The sequence below is a fragment of the Idiomarina sp. genome (assembly GCF_048265525.1).
Classification (GTDB): Bacteria; Pseudomonadota; Gammaproteobacteria; order Enterobacterales; family Alteromonadaceae; genus Idiomarina.
Window position 1 is genome coordinate 107,213 of the sequence record NZ_JBLXBI010000006.1, and the last position, 19,348, is coordinate 126,560.

Annotated in this window: 18 protein-coding genes and 1 tRNA gene; 9 read left to right on the plus strand and 10 right to left on the minus strand. The window is 43.7% G+C overall.

The genetic code is table 11. The features are described from left to right. Positions 1-24: 24 nt before the first annotated feature. Complete coding sequence (locus ACN0TF_RS12280) at positions 25-930, minus strand: LysR family transcriptional regulator (RefSeq protein WP_417442165.1); 906 nt, start codon at positions 928-930, stop codon at positions 25-27. A 99-nt stretch (positions 931-1,029) separates the two neighbouring features. Between ACN0TF_RS12280 and ACN0TF_RS12285 the strand changes: the two genes are divergently transcribed. The 3 genes from ACN0TF_RS12285 to ACN0TF_RS12295 all read left to right on the plus strand — a co-directional run bounded on the left by ACN0TF_RS12285 (position 1,030) and on the right by ACN0TF_RS12295 (position 4,707). Beyond that, positions 1,030-1,956, plus strand: a complete 927-nt coding sequence (locus ACN0TF_RS12285) for a DMT family transporter (RefSeq protein WP_417442166.1) — start codon at positions 1,030-1,032, stop codon at positions 1,954-1,956. A gap of 251 nt (positions 1,957-2,207) precedes the next feature. Continuing rightward, the gene (locus ACN0TF_RS12290; protein WP_034822182.1) at positions 2,208-3,149 is read left to right on the plus strand and encodes an NYN domain-containing protein; all 942 of its coding nucleotides are present in this window, start codon (positions 2,208-2,210) and stop codon (positions 3,147-3,149) included. Between the two features lie 328 nt (positions 3,150-3,477). Beyond that, positions 3,478-4,707 (plus strand): tyrosine-type recombinase/integrase, encoded by a 1,230-nt coding sequence (locus ACN0TF_RS12295; protein ID WP_417442167.1) that lies wholly within the window; start codon positions 3,478-3,480, stop codon positions 4,705-4,707. A 67-nt stretch (positions 4,708-4,774) separates the two neighbouring features. Here ACN0TF_RS12295 and ACN0TF_RS12300 read toward each other — a convergent pair whose 3' ends face one another. Continuing rightward, complete coding sequence (locus ACN0TF_RS12300) at positions 4,775-5,455, minus strand: hypothetical protein (RefSeq protein WP_417442168.1); 681 nt, start codon at positions 5,453-5,455, stop codon at positions 4,775-4,777. A gap of 198 nt (positions 5,456-5,653) precedes the next feature. Further along, a complete protein-coding gene (locus tag ACN0TF_RS12305) occupies positions 5,654-6,538 on the minus strand; it encodes a hypothetical protein (RefSeq protein ID WP_417442169.1) in 885 nt (294 codons plus the stop codon). Positions 6,539-6,677: 139 nt separating this feature from the next. Between ACN0TF_RS12305 and ACN0TF_RS12310 the strand changes: the two genes are divergently transcribed. The 6 genes from ACN0TF_RS12310 (at position 6,678) to ACN0TF_RS12335 (ending at position 11,882) form a co-directional block, all read left to right on the plus strand. After that, positions 6,678-7,565: a hypothetical protein gene (locus tag ACN0TF_RS12310; protein WP_417442170.1), complete on the plus strand. Its 888-nt coding sequence runs from the start codon at positions 6,678-6,680 to the stop codon at positions 7,563-7,565. Between the two features lie 98 nt (positions 7,566-7,663). Continuing rightward, complete coding sequence (locus ACN0TF_RS12315; protein WP_110014361.1) at positions 7,664-7,897, plus strand: helix-turn-helix domain-containing protein; 234 nt, start codon at positions 7,664-7,666, stop codon at positions 7,895-7,897. Continuing rightward, positions 7,890-8,135, plus strand: a complete 246-nt coding sequence (locus tag ACN0TF_RS12320) for a hypothetical protein (protein ID WP_417442171.1) — start codon at positions 7,890-7,892, stop codon at positions 8,133-8,135. Before ACN0TF_RS12315 ends, ACN0TF_RS12320 begins: the two co-directional genes overlap by 8 nt. Continuing rightward, positions 8,125-9,759, plus strand: coding sequence for a replication endonuclease (locus tag ACN0TF_RS12325; protein ID WP_417442172.1), 1,635 nt, complete (start codon positions 8,125-8,127; stop codon positions 9,757-9,759). Before ACN0TF_RS12320 ends, ACN0TF_RS12325 begins: the two co-directional genes overlap by 11 nt. 322 nt (positions 9,760-10,081) lie before the next feature. Next, on the plus strand, positions 10,082-11,230 hold the full coding sequence (locus ACN0TF_RS12330) for a reverse transcriptase family protein (protein ID WP_417442173.1): 1,149 nt from the start codon (positions 10,082-10,084) through the stop codon (positions 11,228-11,230). A gap of 217 nt (positions 11,231-11,447) precedes the next feature. Beyond that, positions 11,448-11,882: a hypothetical protein gene (locus tag ACN0TF_RS12335; RefSeq protein ID WP_417442174.1), complete on the plus strand. Its 435-nt coding sequence runs from the start codon at positions 11,448-11,450 to the stop codon at positions 11,880-11,882. Positions 11,883-11,954: 72 nt separating this feature from the next. On the opposite strand, the gene ACN0TF_RS12340 is transcribed toward ACN0TF_RS12335, so the two are convergent. The 7 genes from ACN0TF_RS12340 to ACN0TF_RS12370 all read right to left on the minus strand — a co-directional run bounded on the left by ACN0TF_RS12340 (position 11,955) and on the right by ACN0TF_RS12370 (position 19,162). Beyond that, positions 11,955-12,030 (minus strand) — tRNA-Ile (locus ACN0TF_RS12340). Positions 12,031-12,075: 45 nt separating this feature from the next. Next, positions 12,076-13,494, minus strand: a complete 1,419-nt coding sequence (locus ACN0TF_RS12345) for a sensor histidine kinase (RefSeq protein ID WP_417442175.1) — start codon at positions 13,492-13,494, stop codon at positions 12,076-12,078. A gap of 18 nt (positions 13,495-13,512) precedes the next feature. Then, positions 13,513-14,289: an amidohydrolase family protein gene (locus ACN0TF_RS12350; protein ID WP_011235426.1), complete on the minus strand. Its 777-nt coding sequence runs from the start codon at positions 14,287-14,289 to the stop codon at positions 13,513-13,515. 25 nt (positions 14,290-14,314) lie between these two features. Then, entirely contained in the window at positions 14,315-16,144 is a 1,830-nt protein-coding gene (gene rpoD, locus ACN0TF_RS12355; protein WP_417442176.1) for an RNA polymerase sigma factor RpoD, read from the minus strand. A 102-nt stretch (positions 16,145-16,246) separates the two neighbouring features. Then, complete coding sequence (gene dnaG / locus ACN0TF_RS12360; protein ID WP_417442177.1) at positions 16,247-17,992, minus strand: DNA primase; 1,746 nt, start codon at positions 17,990-17,992, stop codon at positions 16,247-16,249. Between the two features lie 139 nt (positions 17,993-18,131). Continuing rightward, complete coding sequence (gene rpsU, locus ACN0TF_RS12365) at positions 18,132-18,347, minus strand: 30S ribosomal protein S21 (protein ID WP_011235429.1); 216 nt, start codon at positions 18,345-18,347, stop codon at positions 18,132-18,134. A 56-nt stretch (positions 18,348-18,403) separates the two neighbouring features. Next, positions 18,404-19,162, minus strand: coding sequence for a glycosyl transferase (locus ACN0TF_RS12370; protein WP_011235430.1), 759 nt, complete (start codon positions 19,160-19,162; stop codon positions 18,404-18,406). Between the last annotated feature and the right edge of the window lie 186 nt (positions 19,163-19,348).

Sequence of the window (19,348 nt, forward strand, 5' to 3'; positions counted from 1 at the left end):
GGGAAGCTGGCTGATTGCTGCTATTTACATCACTCCATCATTACCCTGGAAACGCTGTAGCATGAAGTCAATCAACAGCCTTACCCTATATGGAATATTGTCTCTGTCCCGGTAGAGCATTTCACACCCGCGGGCCTGGTTGCTCCAGTCCGGTAAAATGTGTTGAATTTTACCCGACTCGAGCAGAGGTTGCGCGTGGTAGTCGGGAATAAAACCAACACCTATGCCACCGCTTATCACTTCAGTCAGTAAACTCATGTCATCCACTTTTAAGCGTATGTTGTCGGTAGCCGTATAAGCCTGCTTTTCACCCGAGTGAATATGCTGCAGACTCCAGGTCAGCATAGGCGAACACAGCACAGTGGGTAACCCGGCTAAGTCGGCGGGAGCCTTTATGTGGGATACGTCCAAATTTGCCGGACCGCAAATAGCAAAACGAATATTGGTTAACTGTCGGCCAATCCAGTGAGTTGCGCTGTGATGACCAATGCGAAAAGCCAAGTCCATGGCTTCTTCATCAATGTCGATAGTTTGGTTTGATAGCTTTAAGTCGAGCTCAATGTCCGGATACTGCTTCATAAACGCATTAAAATGATGAACCAGTACCTGAACGCTGAAATTAATTGGGGCAGAAATTCTTATCGTACCCTTGGCCTCGTTTCTGTCTTGCTGCAGGCACGCAGCCACATTGTCCAGCTCGTCGAAAATAGGCGCACTTCTGCGGTAATACCGTTGCCCCGCAAAGGTTAGTTGCACACGGTGAGCGTCCCTATTAAAAAGCCGCAACGCTAAGTCTTGTTCCAGCTTGGCAATTCTGCGGCTGAGCGTGGAAAGCGGCATTTGTAAGGCAACCGCCGCTTGTTTAAAACTGCCATACTGCGCCACCATACAGAAGCAGCGCATGTCATCCAGTGAGTAATTAGGTTTCATATTTGGAATTTTAATTCCCATTTTCTCTTATTTATACCGTAAATAGAATCTATACACTGTCAGCCATGTTTTCTCAAGTTTCTTCCTGCGGAGATACGTATGAACCGCTCAGCCAATACAAACGCTGTTTTGCTATTACTATTATGCGCTTTCTTCTGGGGAGCTTCCTTTCCCGTAGGCAAACACGCTCTGGGAGAAGTTCACGCCCTGACGTTAGTTATTTGGCGTTTTGCTATAGCCGCCGCTTGTCTGTTTGCCTTTATAAAGTGGAAACGCATACCCATACCCGAGTTAAGAGCTAAACAATGGCTGTGGGTCGTTGGTGTCTCCATTGTTGGCGTAGGCGGACTCAACCTAGGGCTATTCACCGGCCTGGCTCAAACCAACGCCAGCAATGGCGCTTTGATTATGGCACTAAGCCCGTTAACCACATCGCTAATTGGCTCTTTATTACAGCGTAAGCTGCTGACCCGCGGTGCCGTATTCAGCCTGGTGGTTTGCTTGTCGGGCGCGTTGCTTGTGCTGACCAACGGCGAACTGAAACGCTTACTCAGTTTTGAATTCAACCACGGCGACCAGATCATCTTTTTAGGTATGTTGTGCTGGAGCCTCTACACCTACTTAACGCAAGGTATTAGCCGCTGGATGCCTATGATCCCCTATACCTTTATTGGCATGTTAGCCGGCCTTGGCGTTATTTCTGTAGTAGCGGCGTTTAGCGCGGAAGCCCACCCTGTTCAGGAAAGCCTGGCAATAAGCCAAATTGTCTTAGCCGACTTACTCTTCATTGGGGTTTTTGGCACCGTGGGTGGCTACCTTTTGTGGATTTCCGGCGTTAAACAGCTTGGTGCCGCAAACGCCTCTTTGTTTTTCAACTTCGTGCCCATTTTCGCCGCACTTACCGCCGTAACTTTTGGCCAGAACGTTACCGGTTTGCAGCTGCTTGGTATGGCGGTTGTCATTTCAGGGCTGCTGCTGCCCCGGCTGACTCATTGGCGACAGCAGCGTTTTGCAAGGATGGGGTGAGATGTGTTTTAGCGTGACAGTAGTGCTTCTAATTAAGTGACCACATTTAGTTGACCACTACAATTCACAGATTTTTTTAAATTCGAAGATCGCTAGAAAGATTTTACGTAAAACACCTTGCAGATTGTCAACTAATAGTATAACTTTATACAACAACTTACCCATCTTCCACGCGTGGCGACATACAGACCCCTGGAGTTGGGCGAAAGAACCGACCTTGCGTCGGTTTTTTCATTTCAGGGATGGAAAGTTTGAGAACAAGAATTTATATCGATGGCTACAATTTGTATTTTGGCTGTTTAAAGGGGACTCCCTATAAATGGCTTAACCCAGTCTCGTTATCTGAAAAACTTCTCACTCGCTCAGGCGCTCCGAATTCGAAGTTAGACCCGCTTGCAGTTAAATTTTTCACAGCTGAAATTAGTCAACGAGCAGCTGCTGACTCCAATTCTCTTAATGATCAACGTGCTTATCACTTAGCTCTCAAGCTCCACTTGGGTGACCGTCTGGAAACCTTCAAAGGTAGCTACTCAATTGATAAAACAAAATTCCCTAAAGTAGAGTACGGTAACGACGGTAGGGAGTTAGAGCCACGCGCTTCTGAACGCATTAAAATCTGGAAAATGGAAGAAAAACAAAGTGATGTTCACCTTGCGCTTGAAGCTGTTTACGACGCGATGATGGAACCAGAGCTAGAACAAGTCGTTTTTGTAACGAACGACACAGACTTTGTACCTGCTCTAAAGAAAATTCGAGAATACAACAAACTAAACCGTCATCGTCAAATACAAATAGGTGTTGTTATTCCTATAAAACGGTACGAAGACTACCGTAAACCCAATAATAGCTTAAGCACCCTATCCGATTGGACTATTCATTTTATAGATGAATGTGAGCTTGCTCAGTCTCAGATGCCTTGCCGCGTTCGAGGCGCAAGAAAATCGGCAATAAGGCCTTTTAGCTGGTTCAAGCACCCCGAAGAAATTGAAAAAATTATATCAATTTTAAGTGATAAAACCCTAGAAGCAAGTCCTGCTAAAGCTTGGAAGTGGCTTGAAAAACCACTTTATCCATCGGAAGATCTTGAGAATATTAACGGCTTACCCTGCGACCAGCTAGACAATAAAGATTCGCTAAAAATCATTCTACAGCACGTTCAAGCCTATGCGGCCTATAAACGCTCACGACTCTAATTGACAGTGTTAGTTAAATCGACATTAATCTTGTAGTTAAACCATCGACTCACCAACTAATTTTCATTAGTAATAACTAATACTGAAAGCCTTTAAAAATGGTGGCCCCTCCCAGATTTGAACTGGGGACCAACCGATTATGAGCGGCTATTTAAAGGTATTTAACCATGAACAAGCATGAACCAAAAAGAACGAAGAAAACATATTATAACCTTTAAATACAATAGCTTGTGAAAACAAAGGTTAATCACCATTGTTCATTCCCGTTCGTTGAAGCATAATCAAAAAGCGACACATAAGCGACATGCTATCGACACAGGTATTTGCAATGGCAATTAAGGCGAAGATAACCACGTCTTCTATCAAGAAGCTCAAACCGTCTGACAAACGACTTACCGATACAGAAATTCGCGGCTTTCATGCTCGAATTCATGCCTCTGGTAACATCCATTATTACCTGTACTACAAAACCCACGGTCGAGAAGGCAACTTTAAAATAGGTAGTCACGGTCAACTCACGCCTAGCGAAGCTCGCGAAATAGCCAAAGTGAAATCAGGAGAACTAGCCCGAGGCATAGACATTCAAAAGAGTCGCTTAGACGAAAGGCAGGAAACCGAACGCCAACGAGCTAATCAATTAGGTAAATACTTAGTAGAGCACTATAAGCCTTGGTTAGAAGCTAGAAATGCAAAAACGGCTGATCGAATTATTCAAACCATTCAGTCAGGCTTTGCCGATTTCCTTAAAACCCCACTTTCTGAGATAACAGCCCGTAAAGTTGAACAGTGGCGAAACCAAAAAGTGAAAGCCCAAATGGGTAAGGCTACCGTCAATCACTACGTAAACTCTCTTAAGGGGGCTATGAGCCGAGCCGTAGAATGGGATTTATTACCGAATCACGATTTAAAAAAAGTTAAAACGCTAAAAGTTGAAAGCACCCGTTTACGCTACCTCTCGCCAGACGAAGAGGAATCTCTGCTATCAACCCTAAGAGAGCGTGACGAGCGACTTAAAACAGCCCGAGATCAAGCCAATGAGTTTAGACGTGTCAGAAACTACCCTACCCAGCCAGATTTGAGAGAACAGGAGTATTCCGATCATTTAGAGCCTATTGTCTTGCTAGCCATGAACACCGGAATGCGTAGAGGCGAAATTTTTCAACTTAAATGGTCAAACATAGACTTCTACAGCAAAACGCTGACAGTTGAGGCGGGTAACGCCAAGTCGGGTAAAAGTCGCATTATTCCCCTTAACGATACCGCCTTTCACGTACTAGAAAACTGGAAGCCAATTAGCCAAAGCCAGTACGTATTTCATGGTAAAGACAAGGAGCCTTTAACTGATATTAAAAAAGGCTTCCTCAAGGTACTGGAAGAAGCCGAAATTGAAGAGTTCCGCTTTCACGATTTAAGACACCATTTTGCCAGTAAACTAGTCATGCGCGGAGTCGATCTGAATACTCTTCGGGAGCTACTAGGCCACGCTGATATCAAGATGACTCTTCGGTATGCTCATTTAGCGCCGGAGCATAAAGCTAGAGCAGTAAATCTAATTTAACCTATTGAGCGGCAAGAATTTTCTGACTGTATGAATATCGTAGTCAATATAAAATTCGCACGCATCGCTATTCTTCAGAACAATCATCAATATTTAGGGTGATTTTTGTGATGTCATTCGAATTTTTGTCGAAAAATGCATGAATTGTTCTATAGCCTTCTTCTAGTAACGATCGAGTGTCGTCTCTTTCACAAACTTTCGTTGTAAGCTTTTCTCGCATAAACGATTTGAATTCTTCCACCTTCACTTTTTCTACTGACCAATTAACCATAGTGTATCTGGAAATAATGCTTTTCCCCTCTATGGACATAGAATTTAGACGGGTCTCTTTATCTATCATTGCAGGGAGGCTTGCATTCACCATCCTCAACCCTTCCTTCAAGGTATATTCAGTATCGTTAGCCTTCCAAAGATTTACACCAAATAATACCAAGTTAAGAATGACTGCGAATTTTGCCAAATACGACCATATTGCACTTCCGTCATACTTGTTTGCACTACGCCAAATCGCAACTAGCATAAACAAGGAATACGCCCCAAAGCTCCCAATAATTGTGTAAATTAAAAGCATTCCATTGTCGCTAATTGATAATTGAGAGAAATTGGATTCAATTTCTGATAAAGCTAGGCGAGAGCCTATCCCCCCAATTAAGACACCAAAGATCCAGTAGGTGATAGGTAATGATACATCCCCTTTAAATAACCGAACGACAAAATTGGATTTCCTTACCTTTTCAGTTTGTTCCATCTAAATTTCCTAGTATTTAATCAAAATTAGCTTAGCGGATAAGCTGTCACAAAATAGTATTTTACTATCAATTGGGGGGATTATCTGCATCTACTTTTCATTCATTATGAGCGTTGTCTGATACCGACTTAAGCCCATATGAAGACAATTCTTCGGTAAGCTCATTTGACTCCGGAAGATAAAGCTCGGACGGTAAGCCTACGATGAATCCTTTTTCTTAATTTCAGACAGCTGTAATACTGCTATTAAGCGCCCCTTGTCTAAGTCATAAGGGGAGAACCCGAAGTAATTCGAAATTTCTACAAGCAACTCATTCAACGAGTGTTCATTAAACACCTTATCAAATTTATCACTATATTTTTCTCTAAACCAACCCCTTAATAGGTCTATTTCGCAAACTGCTTTCAAAACAGTTAAGTACTTTTCTTCGCTTTTCAAAGGACGAACCATCAAAAATTCCCTGAACCGGTTGAGGTTCATAATCAAATTCTCAAAAGTAATCAAAGTTTTATCTGAAGCCTCTTTAAAATGATCATTCTTAATAGCCTCGAATATCTCGACCTTTTGAGACTCTATAAAATTATTCCCTTCTTCGACAAAAGAGAGTAATGCATTAATAACAGTTGTGTTTGGGGAAAACTCGTCATTTAGCTCATCAATATTGTGCCGATAAACAGATCGGTGAATTAGCGGTAAATCGGCATTCTCAATGTAGCTCCACTCATCAGTTTCTATAATCCTTCCAGTGGTAGTACAAAACTCTTTTTGGTGGTCATAGTAAAGATCATACATACGTTTTCGTTCTTGGCCTCGTATAGTTTTCACTAGCTGCATTGACCTGTGATTTGACGCGACTAGGCCAGATAAGGGGATCGATAGAGATAGGACGATAAGTGGTACTTTCATCCGTTCGACCATCAGCGAGTATGCATCGCTGCCTCCCATTATTGAGAGTGTTAAACCATCGGAAAATGCTATTAGCCCGAAAAGTATCATGCTGATAACAACTGGAAGCCAAAAGCTAATCAGGAATAAAGGGGTTTTAAAAACGGTTTTATCAGGGGCTGTAAGGCGTTCCCACATTCTCAGTTTTCCTCGCTTTCGGAATACTAATTCTGTTATCTTCAATTAACCCTAATGTACCAGTTTTATTCGAATTATGTCCTTATTCATGAAAGTAAACGAACTTATCGGCGTCCACGGATACTCCGCGGAGCGAATTATGCATTTAGTTGAACTCGGGCAACTTGAATTTCTAGCTTCTGTGGAACAGGCAAATTTTTTAGTTTATCAACAAATGGCAAACACCAAGATAGGTTCAGGTATTGCAAAAGGACAGGCACAAATAAAACTTGATCTCGAAGACGCCAAACATATTTTAACCAAAGGCCGCTCAAATATAGTTCACGCTGAAATCGTAGATGGGCTTTTCAGAAACTGGGATTTTGACTTACCTAATGGAAACAAACCACCTTTTCACGGCATTACCGATTGGAAGCCTCGAAAAATAACGACCCCATTAAAAATGCCTACTTTCGCTTTCTTAGAGCCTAGACTTGGTAAAAGTCATCAAGGAGGTAGATTTGATAAAGCTCGAAGTTCTATTCAAAAGAATGATGAGTATAAGAATGAAAAAATAACGGCTCTAAATGGCTTTGAGGCACTGTTAGGGCACCTTGGAGCGGCCAATAAGAAAGTAGAATTTAACGGCAAAATGCTATCACTCAACGAATGCTGCGTAACGGGAAGTGTTATAGAAAATCTAGAGCCTGGAGGAGATAAATCTGAAATACCTTCTACAGTTTCAAACCTAAGCGAAATTGATGCGTTACGAGCTAGCGGAGCAACTGTCGATCTTCTTAATGAATTACTTCTCCGCGTGGCATTATCACTACCAAGAATAACACTACCTGAAGTTTGGAACGCTATACGCTCAGATTATAAAAAATCTGAAAGCATTTTTGATACAGAAGATATAATCATTGATATCTCTGCTAGTGAACTTTGCTGGCGATCAGCTAGCCTAGAGCACAATTATGTTCAGAGAGACAGCTTAGCTAATCGGCTAACCAAGGTTAAAAAAGCAGCTGTTCTATTCAAAACTAAATAATAACCTCATTCACAAACCCATTTTCTCACTCCTAGCCTCATCCGGTTAAATCAGTTTCATAACCTAACTGTACATTCATAAACAGTAAGGTAAATATTATGAACGTTGCGAAACGTGCATTTTCTGAAATCGAGGCATCCGAGTATATCGGGATGAGCCGCTCTTACCTGCGCCAATCGCGTATGGATGGTCAACTGGGCAAACGTAAGCCTGCTCCGCCATTTATAAAAATTGGTCGCACAATCCGTTACCTGAAAGAAGACTTAGACGCTTGGCTAGAAAGCTTCTATAAGGCTTCAAACTTAACTGACCATGAGGTGAACCATGGCTGAGTTAAGTGCAAACCAAAAGCAAATCGTTGAACACCTGTCTTCAGGTAAACCAATTCACATAATCGTCGATCTTTTCCCAGCGATGGGGCGGATGATAACCGATGATGACGAGCTACAAGTTACCTCTGATGACCTTTTCCATTTACGGCAATTAGGGGTTGTTACTCCTACTTATCGCCATATCTGCGGTGTCTGGTATTTGGTTCTTGAGCTTTCGGAGGTGTCTCATGTTGAATGAAGCCGAAAAGCAATATTACCAAGAGAGTTACCCCGAGCTAAAACCCTTTATTGATCAAGTTGACTCGGGTAGCGTTAAGTTCCTGATGGATCATGTTGTTGTGCTTCCTTTGGAGCACAGTTTTCACATTCTGAAAGCCTATTTTGATAAACCTACTATAAAGGAAAGAAACCTGTTTATACGTAAACTGAAAAAGTCGATTTTCTCAAAGGTTCCGACATTCGTTGATAACATCAATTTCTATTCTACCGATATACGGAAATGGGCAGCTTACCAATCAAGGAAGTTTTCTAAGCTCGCTAATGAGTACCCTTATACCTATACGGGAAAATCGAGAACGAAATCCCCGTATATAGACAAAGTGCAGGAACGCAAATCCCTGTATAAGATTATGTCTTCGTATACAAAAGAATTGAATGTTGAACCGCCTCAGCCTAACGGTCAGAAAACATTAGAAGGCTGTATACAGAGATTACAGTGCCCTGAGTGGTGGGCTCGCCGTATAAGAAAAAGCCTTAAACAGGCAAAAGAGTATACGGCAATAACCCTAAGCAGAGTGTCGAAAGGCAAGGACATTTATTGCAGTACTCCGACCGTAAAAGACCGCGAGCTCGATAAATTGAGAAATGAAAAGTTTCTTAAGGACAAATATGTCGTAAACGAGGAAGGAGAAGTACTGAGCTTATTCGAGATTAGCCAGTCAACAATCGCTAACCCCGTAAACAGACGCGCCGACTTAATGACCCGAGCCAGTGGTTTTGAAAAAATGGCAGACGAAGAAGGATATCAAGGTGTTTTCGTTACTATCACCTGCCCTTCTAAGTATCACAATAACTATTCAAAATCAGGTAAACCAAACCCTAACTGGGGCGGCTATACGCCACGAGAGTCTCAGGAATATCTGAATTCTATTTGGCGCAAAATAAGAGCTCAATTGAAACGGGACAAAATTACTATGTTTGGTATTCGGGTTACTGAGCCTCAACATGACGGGACTCCGCATTGGCACATCCTTGTTTTTATCCGTCCAACAGATATTAAGCGTTTTTCAGAGATAATTGCGCACTATGCTCTAATGGAAGATGGTAACGAAAAAGGCGCGGCTGAAAACCGTTACGATATTAAAATCATCGATAAGACAAAAGGTCGTGCTACGGGATACCTTGCAAAGTATGTCTCAAAAAATATAGATGGAGTGGAGCTAGAGACAGGCAGCTATGACGAGCCCATTAAAACGACTGTAAGGCATGTTGAAGCATGGGCTTCATGTTGGTCTATTCGACAGTTTCAACAGCAAGGCGGAGCTTCTGCGTCCGTTTACAGGGAGTTAAGACGTGCAAGGCATGAGCAAGCCCCTGATTCACCTTTTGAAGCTGCAAGAGCCGCAGCCGATACCGGAAATTGGGCGGAATACAACAGAGCCATGGGCAATATCGGCACGCCACGTAAAGAGCATAAGCTAAAACTGGACTACGAAGTGAAGTTTGATACCGACACGGGGGAAATATCAACCACTCGCTATGATGGAGACATTCGGAAAAAACTAATTGGTGTGAAAGCTGGCGATCAACGGCTAAAAACCCGTCATCATGTTTGGCGGCCTTTACCTAAAGGAGCGGGTTAGCCCGCTCCACTTGGAGTACTGGGAATAACTGTACTAAAAAGTTGAATTATTGTAAAAAAATGTTAATGTTGAATTTAAGGGCGTATCGCTCTGTTCTCAGAATTAGGTATTAAACGGTTCAAGGTTGGCGCTTGTGTTTTAAACGTCGGTCTGAAGAGACCTTTTAGGGGGCTAGCTGCCGAAATGTAAGATCTGGCTTCAGTTGCTCCAATAATTACGCCCATCATGTTTGCCGAAAAATTTTACTTGAACTTAAATACCTAAGGCAGAGATAAAAGGCTAAACTTCCCTCTAGAGAGGTGATGGGCGTAGTTTTATAATAATGAAAATCTCAACCTACAAACCAATAAATGTCATAGGTAACCCCGCTAATTTAGCAGCGGCGCTCGACAGTTCCCTCGAAGAACTCGGTTCCCTAATTGAGAATAAAGCTAAGCTTTATCAAAAAAGGATAATCCCTAAAAAAAATGGTAAATCGCGCACCGTTTACTCAGTAGATCGAGAATTAAAAAAAATTCAAAACAAGATTAATAACCGAATATTCTCAGAAGTTGAGTTTGCTTCTTACTTGTTTGGATCAATTTCTGATCCCGACCTCCCCAGAGACTACCTTTTATGTGCAGAATCCCATTGCCCCTCAGCAATAATAGCAACTATTGATATCAAAGATTTCTTTGACCACATCACAGATGAAAAAGTTGAAAAAATTTTTTCAGGATTCTTTAACTTTCCGGATGATGTTGCAGAACTATTAACGGAACTATGCACATTCCAAGGCCGTGTACCGCAGGGAGCACCTACTAGCAGTTACTTAGCAAACTTGATGTTTGGCACCCAAGAAAAAAGAATAGCTAAAGCAGCTAATGAGTGCGGTGCTAGATACTCTCGCCTTTTAGACGATATAATTATCTCAAGTCCTCAAAAAAACTTTTCAATTGACACTCTTTACCAGAGAGTTGAGCAAATGATAGTTAACTCTGGTTTCCAGATAAATGAAACAAAGAGTAAAGTTGATATTTTGGGGCCTAAGCCCCTAGAGGTTCATGGGATAGTTGTAACTGGAAACTCCCCAAAAGTATCAAAACTGAAATATCAAGAGATAAGGCGTTTAGTTCATCAAGTGAGTGACTTATCAAAAACTGACAATAGAAGAACTACGCATCGTTATTATAAAAAATACCACCGAGCGTATGGCCTTTTAAGTATTTTAAAAAGAGTTAATCACCCTGCTCATAAGAAGTTAAAATCAAAGCTTACTTCTGCCCCTCCTTTACCATCAAATCGTTTTAGAAACTCAATTTTTAGGCGATTAAGTAAGCTAGAAAGTAAACACCAAATACATCAGCAAAGAAAATGGTTTGCGAAGGACTGGAACCGTATAAGCCACGAGCTTGGTATTCTCAGAAGGAGTTATCCCGAAGATGCTACTAACGCAAGGAATAGGTTAAACCTTATAACCCCTTATGTTTAAGTCACTATTTCTTACGATAATAATAGCGAGCTCGTTTCTTTTCTATATAGAATACCCTGATAGTGGGCTATGTTGGAACTTTGGAAACGGAGGGCTTAGGGTCTTCTATTCAATATTCGAGCTTCCCATAAAGTTTGCATTTTCCACACTCGGTATACTCACGATCTGGGGAACAGTTCATCAAGCAAATCTTCAGCGGCAATCTTTCATCTATAGCGTGTTTCAACAAGAATCGGACGCCCTAAAAAACTACCTGGATTCTTGTTTAAAAAACGGAGAACTTCAAAATCTGGAGCCCTCTTTATCAAAAGTTAACCATCGCCAACTTCTTAAAAAGCTAATAGGCTCACCAAAAGGTAATACAGATTATAATAGCCCTACTACTTTAAAAAAGCTTGTTGCAGAGTTCAGAAAAGAGCTAGAAAAGTTCTCTTCCAGCGCAGACAAAGAAGAGCTGGACAAAGAAGCATATCAAAACTTTATTGAAAAATCTTCTAGAGAGCTAGGCATAGTATCTCAGGTAGAGGATTTAACCTCCGCTATTGCTCTTGAGAAACAATTAAAGGAATTGATGGGGTTTATTTCTACTAACTGGTTTAACACGCCAGAAATCGAAAAAACACTTCTTGAAGCTCCAAACTCACATCATTAGCGACACATAAGCGACATGCTACATGATGAAGCATTTAAGTTAGTAAAAACTTCGGCTGAAAGCCTTTAAAAGTGGTGGCCCCTCCCAGATTTGAACTGGGGACCAACCGATTATGAGTCGGGTGCTCTAACCACTGAGCTAAGGGGCCATTTTTGATTGGAAGCTGTGAAGCGGCGCAAATTATACGAACTTTTTAGGCTTTTGTCATGGGTATCAGCACGTTAAATCGTGAAGTTTTATCAACTTTTTCATAACTGATGTCGCCACCCTGGCTGTGCAGTGTGTCCCGCACTACCTTAAGCCCTATGCCATACTGGGTTGGTGCCAGCTCGTCGGCGTGGAAGAGTAAATGCTTGTTTTTCTCTTCTATACCCGAGCTTTCGTCACTAACGGCAATTTTTATAAAGTTTTCTTCGGCGGTTGCCTGCAGCATAATTTCGGAGTTTACCGGCACAAAGCTCATTATATGGCGTATTAAGTAGTCCATTGCAAAGCGCACAAGTAAGGGGTCAGCCTCTAGCTTCAGCCCTTTTTCTGCTATTGCGGTTATCGTAATATCTTTTTCGTTACCATGGCCTTCGTGGTAGTCAGCCAGGTTCTGCAGAAAATCTTCTACGTCCAGTGACACGGCTTTGCCATTGCCCATTTCTGAGGTGACTTTCTCAAACGAATTAAACAGTTCGGTTAGCTGCGAAACCTTGCGCTTAATGTCGTCTTCACTCATTTTTGAGAGCTTGCGCTGCATGTCTTCCAGATCAGCTAATGCCAACGCTGTCATTGAGCGCGCAATGCGCCCTACCAGCGTTTTCTGGTTAGCCATAATAACTTTGTTCATCTGCTGGCTAAGCTCACGCTCTTTGGCCTGAATTTTCTGACGCGCCTGATACAACAGCAACAACAGCGGCTGTATTTCTGGTATTTCGGTGGTAACGGTAACGGCCTGAGAGCTGTCTTCGGCCTGCGTTACAATGCGGTCACGTTCAGAGTGCCAATTGCGGTTAAATACCGACTCGCACACCACCAGTATGCCGCCAATAATGGCCAGCAAAACAAAGAGTACGCTGACAATAATAGAGAAGTCTGCCGGTACCAGCTGCACTTCTTTTTTCAGCCAAATGCCCAGGTTGTAATGGTTGGTCTCAGGACAAGCGGCGACCACGGTTGCCACGCGGTCATTCGACTGTACCGAAACTACCTCGCGTTGCTGCTCTAAAGAGCGCTGTACTGCGGAACGAACAATAGGAACATCGTCATTACTAATGCCAATTTCCGTGGCGCTACTGCCGCTGGTTGGGAATGCAAAGCCCATAAAGCCTTGGGCTGTATGCCAGAAACCACCTTTAACACCCTTAGTGTCGGCTATAGCGTCGCTGAGCGCCTGATGCATTAAGTCGGGGTTGGCTACTTGTTGTTGCGGTGATTCAGAAGCAGGGAACAGGCTATTTACCGCTAATTGCACATTCTGGCAGGAGCGGCTCATGGCATTTTGATTGCGCTGCAGGGTTTCGCCTGCAGAAAACCAGAACGCAACTAACAAACCGCCGACAGCCACTGCAATTAACGCAATAGCCAGACGGCGGTTATGTTTAGTGTGAGATGAGAGAGACTGCACTTACCTCACTCTCTATTTTTAAGGTAAATTGTAAAAACTGCGGGCATTTTGATAAAAGACTTTATCAACTGCCTCTTCGCTATCCAGAGCATTCACAATATTGGTGATATCTGAAGGCTCGAATGAACGATTACTGCGCGTGCCCGGTAAATCGGTACCAAACATCAACGCGTCCGGGTTCGTTTCATTCAGAGTTTTAATGGCCTCTTCAATATTCACTTCAGTACGACCAAAACCACTGGCTTTAATTTTTACGCCACCTTCGGCTAAACGACGAACCTGAGACAGGCCAGATTTCGCCATACCTAAGTGGTCGACACTGAGTTTCGGCAATTTAAGCAGAGTAGGAACCATGTCATCCAGCTCGCGGCTGTCAACATAGATTTCCAGGTGCCATCCGGCTAAGTCCCAAATGCGCTTACCAAAATCAACAATACCTTCAATATCACGATGCACACCGCGTTTTAAGTTAACGCGCACACCGCGAATGCCGTGCTCTTTCAACTGCTGAATTTTTTCATCGCTAACGGTTCCCGGCAACTGGGTAACACCCACAAAGTTGTTGCCCAGGTTTTCCAGCGCGGCTTTCAGGTAGCGCTGTTCAAAACCCTGGAACGAACCTGACACAATGACCCCACCTTCAATAGGCATGCCACGTACCAGGTTACGATAGTCGTCAATGTAAAAAGGCTCAGGGATATGACCTTGGTTTTCAATTAGCGGAAACTCGTCATCATAAATGTGTAAATGCGAGTCAATAATACGTTTCGGCCAATTGTCACGGTTGTTACCCATGCTGCCTCCTTTGTCAGAGAATATCTTACTCATCCAAGAACGATTTAAGCTGCTCTGAGCGGCTTGGATGGCGAAGCTTTCTTAATGCTTTGGCTTCAATTTGACGAATTCGTTCACGCGTCACATCAAACTGCTTGCCCACTTCTTCTAAAGTATGGTCGGTATTCATATCAATACCAAAGCGCATACGCAATACTTTCGCTTCACGTGCTGTTAAACCACCAAGTACATCGCGAACCGAGTTACGCAGGCTTTCTGATGTTGCCGAGTCAATTGGCAAGTCCAGCGTATTGTCTTCAATAAAGTCACCCAGATGCGAATCTTCATCGTCGCCAATTGGGGTTTCCATTGAAATAGGCTCTTTCGCTATCTTCAGTACTTTGCGAATTTTGTCTTCCGGCATCATCATGCGCTCTGCCAGTTCTTCCGGCAGTGGCTCGCGACCCATTTCCTGCAACATTTGGCGAGAAATACGGTTCAGCTTATTGATGGTTTCAATCATATGAACCGGGATACGAATCGTACGCGCCTGGTCCGCAATTGAACGGGTAATTGCCTGACGGATCCACCAGGTTGCATAAGTTGAGAACTTATAACCACGGCGGTATTCGAATTTGTCCACGGCTTTCATCAAACCAATGTTACCTTCCTGAATTAAGTCCAGGAACTGTAAGCCGCGGTTGGTGTATTTTTTCGCAATGGAGATAACCAAACGCAGGTTAGCTTCAACCATTTCTTTTTTCGCACGGCGCGCTTTGGCTTCGCCAATGGACATGCGACGGTTAATTTCTTTAACTTTACCAATGGTTAAGCCAGTTTCGCGTTCAACATCAACCAGCTTGTTTACACAGCGTTCAATTTCGCCGCGCACTTCTTTCAATGTGTCGGAGTAGCTTGCACCAGAGTCAATTTCTTTATCAACCCAGGCCATGTTGTTTTCATGGGTAGCAAAAGCTTTCATGAAGTTGCGTTTAGGCATTTCGCCCTGTTCAACGCTTATCTTCATAATAATACGTTCCTGCACACGAACACGCTGCATCATGGCACGCATGTCTTTAACCAAACGGTCAAATTGCTTAGGAACCAAACGGAACTGTTTGAATAAGTCGCTTAACTTATCGATTTCAACACGAGCACCGGCACCATCACGGCCATGCTTAGCAATCGCCTGACGTGTAGCTTCGTATTGTTCGCGCAGTGCATTAAATTTGCTGCGTGCAAATTCCGGATCAATACCAGTATCCGCTTCTTCCTCGTCTTCGTCATCATCGTCGTCTGATTTTTCCAGCTCTTCGGTTGGAAGTTCAGAACCAACGTTAGTAGCGGCTACAGGCGCTTCGTCTACTTCGTCTGGGTCGATGAATCCGGAAATAATGTCGGTTAAGCGCAGCTCTTCGGCTTCGTAAGAGTCCCACTGCTCAAGCAAGAAGTTAATGGCTTCCGGGTATTCTGCAACAGAGCACTGAACCTGGTTAATGCCTTCTTCAATACGCTTGGCAATGTCAATTTCGCCTTCACGAGTCAGTAGCTCAACGGTCCCCATTTCACGCATGTACATGCGCACTGGGTCAGTTGTGCGGCCAATTTCGCCATCGACAGAGGCTAATGCTTGCGCAGCTTCTTCGGCAGCGTCTTCATCTGCAGCACTTTCTGCCATCATCAGATCATCGGCATCGGGTGCGCTTTCAAACACGCGAATACCCATGTCGTTGATCATGCGAATAATGTCTTCAACCTGATCGGAATCAACAATTTCCTGCGGTAAATGGTCATTGACCTCAGCAAATGTCAAAAACCCTTGTTCTTTGCCTTTCGCAATAAGGACCTTAAGTTGCGATTGCCGATTCTGCTGCATACAGACGTTCCACCTGTGACTGTGAATGTAGAGTATCCAAAATGACCAAATAGTATATCAGAATACTGATTTTGAAGCTAGCGTAAGGCGTACCCTGATGTACTATCTTGCCTTACTTAAATACTGAATCAGCGTCTGATATTCCTGACGCTCAACTCGTGTTAATGCACCTTCCTGCTCTTTCTTTAAAAGTGCGTTCGCGCGCTGCTCAAAATATTGGTCAATTAGATAAATAAATATATCGTTAAATTCTTGCTCAACGTTATCTTCGTCAAGCTGATGTTGCCATAACGCGAGTTTCTGCAAAGGCTGGTAATACTCGGTATCGCGCCAGCCTTCTAACACCTGCGCCGTGGTCATTTGGCGTTCTGCACACTGCTTGTGCAAAGCTATTAGTAAATCAATGCCGCTAACCTGCAGTTCTCGTAGTTCCTCACGAACCGGAACCGATTGCGCCAGTTGCGGGTATTGCAGTAACAAAGCAATGGCTTTGCGTAACGGCGTCATTTTTACGCTTTCTTTTGGTCTCGACTGACGTTGCGGCTTTTCAAACTGACGTTCCAGTTGCGACGTTTCGCGGCGAAGCTTTTCTGCTAAACGCTGCATTAAGGTGTCGCGATAATATTCACTCGCCACTTTCTCAATTAAGGGTTTCGCAATATTCAGTAATTGCGAGCGTCCGGCGTCGCTACTAACGTCAATATCGGCCTGTAAATGCTCGAAGAAATATTCAGTGAATGGTGTCGCCTTTTTTAATTCACGCTCAAAGGCTTCGGCACCGTGCTCGCGCACAACTGAATCTGGGTCTTCGCCTTCCGGCAAGAACAGAAACGCCATATCCAGGCCGTCGCGCAACAGTGGCAACGCATTTTCTAATGCACGCCAGGCGGCGTCGCGGCCTGCGCGGTCACCGTCGTAACAACAAACAATTCTGCCACTAGTACGGAATAAACGCTGTAATTGTTCACTGGTAGTAGCCGTACCCAACGACGCAACGGCGTAGTGAATGCCCGCTTCGGATAAAGCCACCACGTCCATATACCCTTCGACAATACAAACCTGTTCTGGTTTCCTTACGGCCTGTTGCATATGCCAGTAACCGTATAACTCACTGCCTTTGTGAAACAGACGGGTTTCCGGAGAGTTTAAGTACTTGGGTCCGTCGCCATCAATAATACGACCACCAAAGCCCACCACCCGGCCACGCCGGTCATGAATAGGAAACATGACCCGGTCACGAAAAAAGTCGTAATGTCGGCCTTTCTCGTTACGGTTAATAAGTTTTAATTCCAGTAACTGCTGGCGTTGCGGGGCCGAGCTGCCAAATGTGGTTAGCAGGCCGTCCCAGGCGTCGGGTGCATAGCCAATTTGAAAACGTTTTACCGTTTCGCCGCTTAAACCCCGACCTTTTAAGTAGTCTATAACCCGATTTGAGTTTTCATGGTGCTTTAACTGATACTGGAAAAAACGAGCTGTTTTACTCATAAGCTCGGAGTCGTCCTGCATCTGTTGCTGTTTCTTTTGTGCTAACTGAGGGTTCTCCGGTTGTTCCCGCGGAACCTCAACTCCCATAATGCCGGCCAGTTCTTCCACCGCATCGGGGAAGTTTAAACCGTCAAATTCCATTAGAAAATCAATAGCGTTACCGTGCACCCCACAGCCAAAGCAATGGTAAAACTGCTTGTCCTGGCTAACGGTAAACGACGGCGTTTTCTCATTATGGAACGGGCAACAGGCCTGATGGTTTCTACCGGCCTTTTTCAGCGGTACGCGGCTATCAACTATTTCAACAATGTCTGCTCGTTCGAGCAAGTCATGGATAAAGCTTTTGGGGATCAGGCCTGCCATATTGTTTCAATACCGAAGTTGCGAAAACAAGAAAGTTGCGAAAACAAAAAGTAGCAGAAACACGAAAGCCGCGACGATATAGTCACGGCTTTCAGCACTTTACGGAAAAGTGAACACTCAAATTGTCGTAGGTATGGTCTTAGTAAAGACGAGTACGACGAGCGTTATCACGAGACAGTTTTTTCGCGTGACGCTTTACCGCAGCAGCTTTCTTGCGCTTACGCTCTGAAGTCGGCTTTTCATAGTGCTCGCGACGACGAACTTCAGAGAGAACACCTGCTTTTTCACAAGAGCGCTTAAAGCGACGCAAAGCTACGTCAAACGGCTCGTTTTCTTTCACTTTAACGACTGGCATTAAAAAATCACCTCGGGTAAATTATCTGTTTCGGTTAAAAATTAACCACTACGGGTTCAATTGGTGCTGAATTGTACCGACTCAGATTCGCCTTGTAAAGTGTTATCCGAAGCATCCCATCCAGGGTCATTATCGCTAAGCAGTTCGCGGACTGGCGTAGAGTGCAGGAAAAGCTTGCTGACTAAATCCTGTAAATTATTTGGTTTTTCTTTGTACGACAAACCGAGTTGCCATAACTGTGGGCCGACCGACCTAATACTTCGGGTTATCAGTTGCTGAAGCAAAATGGTTTCGTCGTCTGTTTTAACTCTCACTTCAGCTTCTAAGCCTCTGCTGTCCTCGATATTAACCGGCGAGGTGCCAAAGTAATTAAATGCGATACCTTTATTGGAAATATCCACAATTTTTCCGGTAAGAGGCTCACCGAGTTTATCTTTTAGCTGAAGCTGGAGTCTGGCATCGCAATTTACGCCAACCCTTGGTGACGACCGCAGAATTTCCACGCTGGCATTTCTGGGGTAACTGACAAACAGAAGTTTTTGTGGGTATTGAGTAATGTGGAGAATGTCGACCACGCCGGTTACCTGCTCGCCTTTTGGAGAGACCGTTTTTATTGCAACATTCTTTTCTGTAGCCAGCATTGGCAAGATATCTTGCCAGCAATACTGCCTGGAAAGTTCCAGAATAAGATAATCGGGATGCTGTTGACCCACCAGCGTCATATTTAAGCGTTTATAGCTCTGCTTATCTTTAATCTGGACTTCGACGGACTGCCTGAATCCACTGTTTGCCAAAACATCGCTGTTCTCCCGCATCAGTGTTAACCCCTGCTTTATTATTTTTATGAAACTCATCATAGCTTATATCTAACGTTTTTTAAGCCACAGACTAATTATTTTTATTTGATGTCAATTGACGTCATTTAATGCATACACTGTAAGCTCTTCCTCAAAACCTGTTGTTTGGTGTTTGTCATCGTTAGACTGGATTTGAGCTTAAGT

Coding starts and splice junctions, on each gene's coding strand:
- ACN0TF_RS12280 (WP_417442165.1), bottom strand. CDS start 930: ATGAAACCTAATTACTCACTGGATGACATGCGCTGCTTCTGTATGGTG.
- ACN0TF_RS12285 (WP_417442166.1), top strand. CDS start 1,030: ATGAACCGCTCAGCCAATACAAACGCTGTTTTGCTATTACTATTATGC.
- ACN0TF_RS12295 (WP_417442167.1), top strand. CDS start 3,478: ATGGCAATTAAGGCGAAGATAACCACGTCTTCTATCAAGAAGCTCAAA.
- ACN0TF_RS12300 (WP_417442168.1), bottom strand. CDS start 5,455: ATGGAACAAACTGAAAAGGTAAGGAAATCCAATTTTGTCGTTCGGTTA.
- ACN0TF_RS12305 (WP_417442169.1), bottom strand. CDS start 6,538: ATGTGGGAACGCCTTACAGCCCCTGATAAAACCGTTTTTAAAACCCCT.
- ACN0TF_RS12310 (WP_417442170.1), top strand. CDS start 6,678: ATGCATTTAGTTGAACTCGGGCAACTTGAATTTCTAGCTTCTGTGGAA.
- ACN0TF_RS12315 (WP_110014361.1), top strand. CDS start 7,664: ATGAACGTTGCGAAACGTGCATTTTCTGAAATCGAGGCATCCGAGTAT.
- ACN0TF_RS12320 (WP_417442171.1), top strand. CDS start 7,890: ATGGCTGAGTTAAGTGCAAACCAAAAGCAAATCGTTGAACACCTGTCT.
- ACN0TF_RS12325 (WP_417442172.1), top strand. CDS start 8,125: ATGTTGAATGAAGCCGAAAAGCAATATTACCAAGAGAGTTACCCCGAG.
- ACN0TF_RS12330 (WP_417442173.1), top strand. CDS start 10,082: ATGAAAATCTCAACCTACAAACCAATAAATGTCATAGGTAACCCCGCT.
- ACN0TF_RS12350 (WP_011235426.1), bottom strand. CDS start 14,289: ATGGGTAACAACCGTGACAATTGGCCGAAACGTATTATTGACTCGCAT.
- rpoD (WP_417442176.1), bottom strand. CDS start 16,144: ATGCAGCAGAATCGGCAATCGCAACTTAAGGTCCTTATTGCGAAAGGC.
- dnaG (WP_417442177.1), bottom strand. CDS start 17,992: ATGGCAGGCCTGATCCCCAAAAGCTTTATCCATGACTTGCTCGAACGA.
- rpsU (WP_011235429.1), bottom strand. CDS start 18,347: ATGCCAGTCGTTAAAGTGAAAGAAAACGAGCCGTTTGACGTAGCTTTG.
- ACN0TF_RS12370 (WP_011235430.1), bottom strand. CDS start 19,162: ATGCGGGAGAACAGCGATGTTTTGGCAAACAGTGGATTCAGGCAGTCC.